Below are 7,206 nucleotides of genomic sequence, written 5' to 3' on the forward strand. Positions count from 1 at the left end.
GCTCAGCCGCGGTTGCGCCGCCACTGGCTGGAAAGAAGCCACATCAGGTAGAGCCCGCCGATGGCCCCGGTCGCGATGCCGACCGGCAGCCCTTCCTCGCCGAACACCAGCCGGGTCACCAGATCGCTGGCCACGAGCAGCAGCGCGCCCATGAGCGCCGAGGACACCAGCGCCGGTTTCGCCGAGCGCGCCAGCCGTTTCGCCAGCTGCGGCGCGGCGAGCGCGACGAACGCGATCGGTCCCGTCGCCGCGGTGGCGACCGCGCACAGCGTCACCGCCACCGCGAGCAGCAACGCGCGGCTGCGTTCCACCGGCACGCCGAGCCCCTTGGCCGAGTCGTCGCCCATCTCCAGCAGCGCGAGCCGCCGGCCGTAGCCGAACGCCAGCGGCAGCAGCACGGCCACGGCGATGGCGACCGGCCAGATCTCGTCCCAGCCCCGCCCATTGAGGCCACCGACCAGCCAGGCCTGGGCCGCGTACGCGTCCTGCAGCGACGCCCGCGTGATCAGGTACGAGTTCGCCGCGGTGAGCATGGCGGCCACGCCGATGCCGACCAGGATCATCCGGAAGCCCTGCAGCCCGCGCCGATACGCGAGCAGCCCGACCGCCAGCGCCGTGAGCATCCCGCCGGCCAGCGCTCCGAGCGCCACCTCGCCGGACCCGCCGTGGGCCAGCACGATCACCAGCAGCGCGCCGGTGGCCGAACCCTCGGTGAAGCCGATCACGTCCGGGCTGCCCAGCGGGTTGCCCGACAGGCTCTGCAGCACCCCGCCGCTCACCGCGAGCGCCGCGCCGACCAGGACCGCGAGCAGCAGCCGCGGCAGGCGCAGCGTGGTCACGATGAAGTCGGTGCCCGCGTCGCCGAAGCCGAAGAGCGTCTTCACGACGTCGAGCACGGAAAGCGGGTAGTCGCCGGTGGTCATGCTCACCGCGCTCAGCACGAAGAGCAGCACGGCGAGCACGAGGCCCACCACGAGCGCGCGCGGCTTCACCTGGACCGAGACCCGCCCGGCGGGCCTTTCCTTGAGCGTGGTCACAGGCGCGCCAGCTTCCGGCGCCGGCACAGCGCGATGAACACGGGCGCCCCGAGGAACGCCGTGACGATGCCCACCTGCAGTTCCTCCGGCGGGTTGAGGATGCGGCCGATCACGTCGGAGCCGATCAGCAGCACCGGGGACAGGATCATGGAGTACGGCAGCACCCACCGCTGGTCGGGCCCGACCAGGATCCGCACGGCCTGCGGCACGGCGAGCCCGATGAACGCGATCGGCCCGATGGCCGCCGTCGAGGCGCCGCACAGCAGCGTGACCGCGATCGCGCCCAGCACCCGCGTGCGGCCGATGTGGGCGCCGAGCGCCTTGCCGGTCTGCTCGCCGAGCGCCAGCACGTTGAGCGGCCGCGCGAGCAGCAGCGCCAGCACGATGCCGATCGCGACGAACGGCGACACCTGCACCAGCACGTCGGCGCGCCGGCCGCTGAGCGAGCCGACGTTCCAGAACCGGAACTGGTTGAACGTGTCCGGGTCGATGAGCAGCACCGCGCCGATGTAGGCCTGCAGCACGGCGGTGAGCGCCGCCCCCGACATCACGAGCCGGTCGGGGGTCGCGCCCCCGCGGCCCGCGGTGCCGAGCAGGTACACCACCACCGACGCGATCGCGGCGCCGAGGAAGGCGAACCACACGTAGCCGAGCACTGTGGTGACCCCGGCGAACGCGATGGCCGAGACCACCGCGGCGGCCGCGCCGTTGTTCACGCCGAGCAGGCCGGGGTCGGCCAGCGGGTTGCGCGTGAGGGCCTGCATCACCGCGCCGGCCAGGCCGAGCGCGGCGCCCACGAGCGCGCCGAGCAGCGTCCGCGGCAGGCGCTGGTCGTGGATGATGACCGCGTCGGCGCTGCCGTCGTTGTGCCAGAGCACCGACCAGGTCGAGCCGAACGGGATGCTCTTCGAGCCGACCCAGAGGCTCACCAGCATGATCAGCACGAGCAGCGCGACGGCACACACGAGGCCGCCGCCGCGCAGAGTCCGGGTCCGGCCGCGGTGCGCGGGTGGCCCCGCCGCCACGGGTGGGCTGACGCTGACGACCACCGACACCTCCTGGGGACCGGGCACTCCTTCGCGGGCGGTTCTTAGACTAGCCTTACCTATCCAAGCGCGGTCAATGCGGGACGCGGTGCAGGTGGAGCGAACGGGAGGGCGCCGGTGACAACGGCTGCAGCGACCACCGGACGGGGCGTGCTGCGGCGCGCGATCGCCGGACAGCGGGGGGCCGTGACGCTCGCGTCGGTCCTCGCCGCCGCGCACCAGGGCGGCGAGGCCCTGGTGCCCGTGGTGATCGGTGTGGTCATCGACCGCGCCGTGGCCGACAGCTCCGTGCTCACGCTGCTCGCCTGGCTGGGCGTGCTGGCGGTGGTGTTCCTGGTGCTGTCCTACAGCTACCGCTTCGGCGCCCGGGCGGCGGAGCGCGCGGCCGAGTACGCGGCGCACGACATCCGGCTCTCGCTCTCGCGGCGCGTGCTGCATTCGCGTGGTGGCACCGAAACCGGCGCGCTGGCCGGCGAGCTGGCCAGCATCGGCACGTCGGACGCGCGCCGGGTCGGGATGATCAACGCGACCCTGCCGTTCGGCGTCTCCGCGCTCGCCGGGCTCGTGGTCAGCGCGGTGGCACTGCTGCGGATGTCCGTGCCGCTCGGCCTGCTCGTGCTGCTCGGCACTCCCCCGCTGCTGTTCCTCGCGCACCTGATCGGCAAGCCGCTGGAGAAGCGCAGCGAGGTGGAGCAGGAACGGGCGGCCCACGCGTCGGGCGTCGCGGCCGACCTCGTGGCGGGGCTACGGGTGCTCAAGGGCATCGGTGCCGAACCCGCCGCCGTCGACCGCTACCGGCGCACCAGCCGCGATTCGCTCGCCGCCACCGTGCGCGCCGCTCGCGCGCAGGCCTGGCACAACGGCGCGCTGCTCGCGTTGACCGGCATCTTCATCGCGCTGGTGGCGCTGGTCGGCGGGAACCTCGCGGCGGACGGCGACATCAGCGTCGGCGACCTCGTCGCGGCGGTGGGGCTCGCGCAGTTCCTGCAGACGCCGTTCTCGATCTTCGCCTGGGTCAACGGTCAGTTCGCGCAGGCCCGCGCCTCGGCCGGCCGGGTCGCGACGGTGCTCGACGCACCGCTCGCCGTGCCCGAGGGCAGTGCCGCGCTACCGGAGCGGACCCCGGGCGGGATCGAGCTTTCCGGGGTGACACACGGAAAGCTGCGGGAGCTCGACCTGGCCGTGCCCGCCGGGCAGCTGCTCGGGGTGGTCACCGCCGACCCGGCCACCGCGACCGACCTGCTCGACTGCCTGGGCCGCTTCACCGACCCCGGCGCCGGCACCGTGCGGGTCGACGCGATCGACTTGTCCACTGTGGACCCCGATCGCGTGCGCGAAGTAGTCCTCGTGGCCGCCCACGACGCCGATCTGTTCGAAGGAACCCTGGAGGAGAACGTGCGAGCGAGCCGGCCCGCGGTACCCGACGGTGTGCTGGCGGCCGCGGCCGCCGACGAGGTGGCGAGCACGCTGCCGGCCGGCACGGCCACCACCGTGACCGAACGCGGACGGTCGCTGTCGGGCGGGCAGCGGCAACGGGTCGCGCTGGCCCGGGCGTTGGCGGCCGACACCGCGGTGCTCGTGCTGCACGACCCGACCACGGCCGTCGACACGGTCACCGAAGCCCGCATCGCCGAAGGCGTCGCGCGGGCCCGCCGCGGCCGCACCACGATCGTGGTCACGACCAGCCCGGCCCTGCTCGCGGCCACCGATCGCGTGGTGCTGCTCGACGGCGGCCGCGTGGTCGCCGAGGGCGAGCACGCCGGCCTCGTGCGCGACCGCGCCGACTACCGCGCGGCGGTGCTGTCATGAGCGAGTCCGTCTTGGGCGGTGCCGTCCTGAGCGAGCGCGAACTGCTCCCCACCGCGGACGGGCCCCGGATCCGCGCCGTGCTCGGTGATCTCCTGCGCCGCTCCAAGGCGCGCGCCATCGGATCGCTCGCGTTCGTGGTCGCCGCCACGGCCGTCGGCCTGCTCACGGCGCCGTTGCTGGGCCGGGTTGTCGACATCGTCGCGCAGCACCGGCCGGCCACGGAGATCGTGACGCCGGTGGTCGAACTCGTGCTGGTGGCCGTCGTCTCGGCGATCGCCACGGCCATCGGCACCTCGATGCTCGCGCGGCTCGGCGAGTCGATGCTGGCCGACCTGCGCGAGCGCTTCGTCGACCGCGCACTGGGCCTGCCGCTGGAACAGGTGGAGAAGGCCGGCTCGGGTGACCTCACCACGCGCGTGACCAACGACGTGTCCGTGGTCGCCGAAGCGGTGCGCGAGGCGCTGCCGGAACTGGGCCGCTCGGTGCTCACGATCGTGCTGACGCTGGTGGCCATGGCCGTGCTCGACTGGCGGTTCCTCATCGCGGCCCTGCTCGCCGTGCCGATCCAGCTGCACACCGTGCGCTGGTACGTGCGCCAGGCCAAGCCGCTCTACGCGGCGCAGCGGGCCGCGGTCGGCGCACAGCAACAGCAGCTGCTCGACACGATCGGCGGCGCGAAGACCGTGCGCGCGTTCCGGCTGGCCGACGAGCACGTGGAACGCGTGCGGCAGCGGTCGGACGGCGCCGTCGCGCTGGCGCTGCGCGGAATCCGGCTCGTCACCCGGTTCTTCGGGCGGCTGAACCTCGCGGAGTTCGTGGGGCTCTCGGCCGTGCTGGCGGCCGGCTACCTGCTCGTGGGCGCGAATCTGGCGACGGTCGGGGTCGCCACCGCGGCGGCGCTCTACTTCCACAGCCTGTTCGGCCCGATCAACACCGCGCTCGCCCTCGTGGACGACGCGCAGGCGGCCGCGGCGAGCCTCGCGCGGCTGATCGGGGTGGCCGACCTGCCGGCGCCGGTAGAGCCGCAGCGGCCCGCGCGGCCGGTCGACTCGTCGGTGAAGGCCGGCGCCCTGCATCACTCCTATGTGGACGGTCATCCGGTGCTGCGGGAGGTAGATCTCGACCTCGCGCCCGGTGAACGTGTGGCGCTGGTCGGTGCGAGCGGCGCCGGGAAGACCACGCTGGCCAAGCTCATCGCGGGCATCCACCGGCCGGGTTCGGGTTCGGTGTCGCTCGGCGGGGTACCACTGGACGAGCTGGGCCCGGCCCAGACGCGCCGCACCGTCGCGCTGATCAGCCAGGAGGTGCACGTGTTCAGCGGCACCCTGGCCGACGATCTGCGCCTGGCCCGGCCCGAAGCGTCCGAAGAGGACCTCCGCGCGGCGCTCACCACCGTGGGCGCGCTGGAGTGGGCCGAAGCGCTGCCCGAGGGGCTGGACACCGTGGTCGGCGACGGCGGCCACCAGCTCACCGTCACGCAGGCGCAGCAGCTCGCGCTGGTGCGGCTCGTGCTGGCCGACCCGCCGGTCGCGATCCTCGACGAGGCCACGGCCGAAGCGGGCAGCGCCGGTGCGAAGACCTTGGAAGCGGCGGCGGCGGCCGCGCTCGCCGGGCGGACCGGGCTCGTGGTGGCGCACCGCCTCACACAGGCGGCGGCGTCGGACCGGATCGTGGTGCTCGACGCGGGTGCGGTCGTCGAGACGGGTACGCACGACGAACTGGTCGCCGCCGGCGGCCGATACGCGACGTTGTGGGCGGCCTGGTCAGGGACCCGCACCGTGCCGGAGTGAGCCTCGCCGCAGGTTTGGAGGTTGCCTCGACCAGGTGTCGCACCTTAGGTTAGGCAAACCTGATTTAACTCGAGAGCGACCGCAAAGGACCGACGATGGCCCGCTTCTCCCTCCTGTCCGCCGCGCGCGGGCGCGCCCGGACCGCCGGGGCGCTCGCCGCGGCCCTCGTGCTCGCCGGCGCGCTCACGGCGTGCGGCTCCGACACGTCCGCCGCGCCCGGCGCGCCCGCCGCCTCGGGTGCCACGGATCCCGGCGCGTTTCCCGTGACGATCGACCACAAGTACGGCTCGACCACGATCGAGAAGGCGCCCCAGCGGGTCGTCACCGTCGGCCTCACCGAGCAGGACTCGCTGCTCGCGCTCGGCGTCGTGCCCGTGGGCACCACCGACTGGCTCGGCAACTTCCCCGGCGCCATCGCGCCGTGGGCCAAGGCGAAGCTCGGCAACGCGCCGCTGCCGACCGTGCTGAAGGACGCCGACGGGCCGCAGTTCGAGAAGATCGCCGCGCTGAAGCCGGATCTCATCATCGGCCTGTACTCCGCGCTCACGCAGGAGCAGTACACCACGTTGTCGAAGATCGCCCCGACGATCGCGCAGCCCAAGCAGTACAACGACTACGGCATCCCGTGGCAGGAGACGACCAAGACCGTCGGCAAGGCCGTGGGCAAGGCCAAGGAGGCCGACGCGCTCGTGGCCGGCGTCGAGGAACAGTTCGCCAAGGCCAAGGCCGCGCACCCCGAGTTCGCCGGCAAGAGCGCCCTCATGGCGACCCAGTACGACGGCTACTTCGTCTACGGCAGTGAAGACCCGCGTTCCCGCATCCTGACCTCGCTCGGCTTCAAGCTGCCCCCGAACCTCGACCAGCTCATCGGCGACAAGTTCGGCGCGAACATCAGCGCCGAGCGCACCGACCTGCTCAACGTCGACGCGCTGGTCTGGATCGTCGACTCCGTGCAGGGCGGCCAGGACACCCTCGCCAAGGACAAGCTGTACTCGGGATTGAACGTCGCGAAGCAGAAGCGTGAGGTCTTCATCGAAGACCCGAGCACCTACGGCAGCGCCACGTCGTTCGTCAGCGTGCTCAGCCTGCCCTACACCCTCGAGCGGATCGTCCCGCAGCTCACCGCGGCCGTGGACGGCAACCCGGCCACCGAGGTGAAGCCGGCGGCTTGATCTTTCGACAGGCGGCCACAAAACTGCCCGGCCGGAGAACTCCGGCCGGGCAGTTTTGTGTTGTGTGCAGGGACTTCCTGACACGCACCGGCCCGACCGACCCCCTGCTTCGGCCGGGCAGGTGCGTCGGGGCGTCAGGACTCCATGGCCTCGATGAGCGACTTCGGCCGCAGGTCCGTCCAGTTCTCTTCGACGTGGTCGAGGCACGCCTGGCGGGCGGCCGGACCGAAGGCGGTGCTCCAGCCGGCCGGCACGGCGACGAAGTCGGGCCACAGGCTGTGCTGGCCTTCCTCGTTGGTGAGGACGAGGTAGGTGCCGTCGGGGTTTTCGAAGGGGTTCGTCACGGTGGTGT

The 7,206-nt window shown here is 72.9% G+C and carries 6 protein-coding genes; 3 read left to right on the forward strand and 3 right to left on the reverse strand.

The genetic code is table 11. The features are described from left to right. Positions 1-2 precede the first annotated feature (2 nt). Entirely contained in the window at positions 3-1,037 is a 1,035-nt protein-coding gene (locus VSH64_RS13865) for a FecCD family ABC transporter permease (protein WP_326835989.1), read from the reverse strand. After that, complete coding sequence (locus VSH64_RS13870; protein WP_407655686.1) at positions 1,034-2,062, reverse strand: FecCD family ABC transporter permease; 1,029 nt, start codon at positions 2,060-2,062, stop codon at positions 1,034-1,036. The genes VSH64_RS13865 and VSH64_RS13870 overlap by 4 nt, the downstream gene beginning before the upstream one ends. Positions 2,063-2,200: 138 nt before the next feature. On the opposite strand from VSH64_RS13870, the gene VSH64_RS13875 reads away from it, so the two are divergent. The 3 genes from VSH64_RS13875 (at position 2,201) to VSH64_RS13885 (ending at position 6,854) form a co-directional block, all read left to right on the forward strand. Then, entirely contained in the window at positions 2,201-3,892 is a 1,692-nt protein-coding gene (locus VSH64_RS13875; RefSeq protein WP_326835991.1) for an ABC transporter ATP-binding protein, read from the forward strand. Beyond that, complete coding sequence (locus VSH64_RS13880; RefSeq protein WP_326835992.1) at positions 3,889-5,682, forward strand: ABC transporter ATP-binding protein; 1,794 nt, start codon at positions 3,889-3,891, stop codon at positions 5,680-5,682. Before VSH64_RS13875 ends, VSH64_RS13880 begins: the two co-directional genes overlap by 4 nt. A 95-nt stretch (positions 5,683-5,777) precedes the next feature. Further along, positions 5,778-6,854 (forward strand): iron-siderophore ABC transporter substrate-binding protein, encoded by a 1,077-nt coding sequence (locus VSH64_RS13885; protein WP_326835993.1) that lies wholly within the window; start codon positions 5,778-5,780, stop codon positions 6,852-6,854. Positions 6,855-6,988: 134 nt separating this feature from the next. On the opposite strand, the gene VSH64_RS13890 is transcribed toward VSH64_RS13885, so the two are convergent. After that, positions 6,989-7,198, reverse strand: a complete 210-nt coding sequence (locus VSH64_RS13890; protein WP_326835994.1) for an MbtH family protein — start codon at positions 7,196-7,198, stop codon at positions 6,989-6,991. Positions 7,199-7,206: the final 8 nt, after the last annotated feature.

This window comes from Amycolatopsis rhabdoformis, assembly GCF_035918295.1.
In the GTDB taxonomy this organism is placed as follows: Bacteria; Actinomycetota; Actinomycetes; order Mycobacteriales; family Pseudonocardiaceae; genus Amycolatopsis; species Amycolatopsis rhabdoformis.

Bases quoted from the DNA above. Each gene is read 5' to 3' on its own strand.
- VSH64_RS13885 (WP_326835993.1), top strand. From the start codon at position 5,778: ATGGCCCGCTTCTCCCTCCTGTCCGCCGCGCGCGGGCGCGCCCGGACC.
- VSH64_RS13880 (WP_326835992.1), top strand. From the start codon at position 3,889: ATGAGCGAGTCCGTCTTGGGCGGTGCCGTCCTGAGCGAGCGCGAACTG.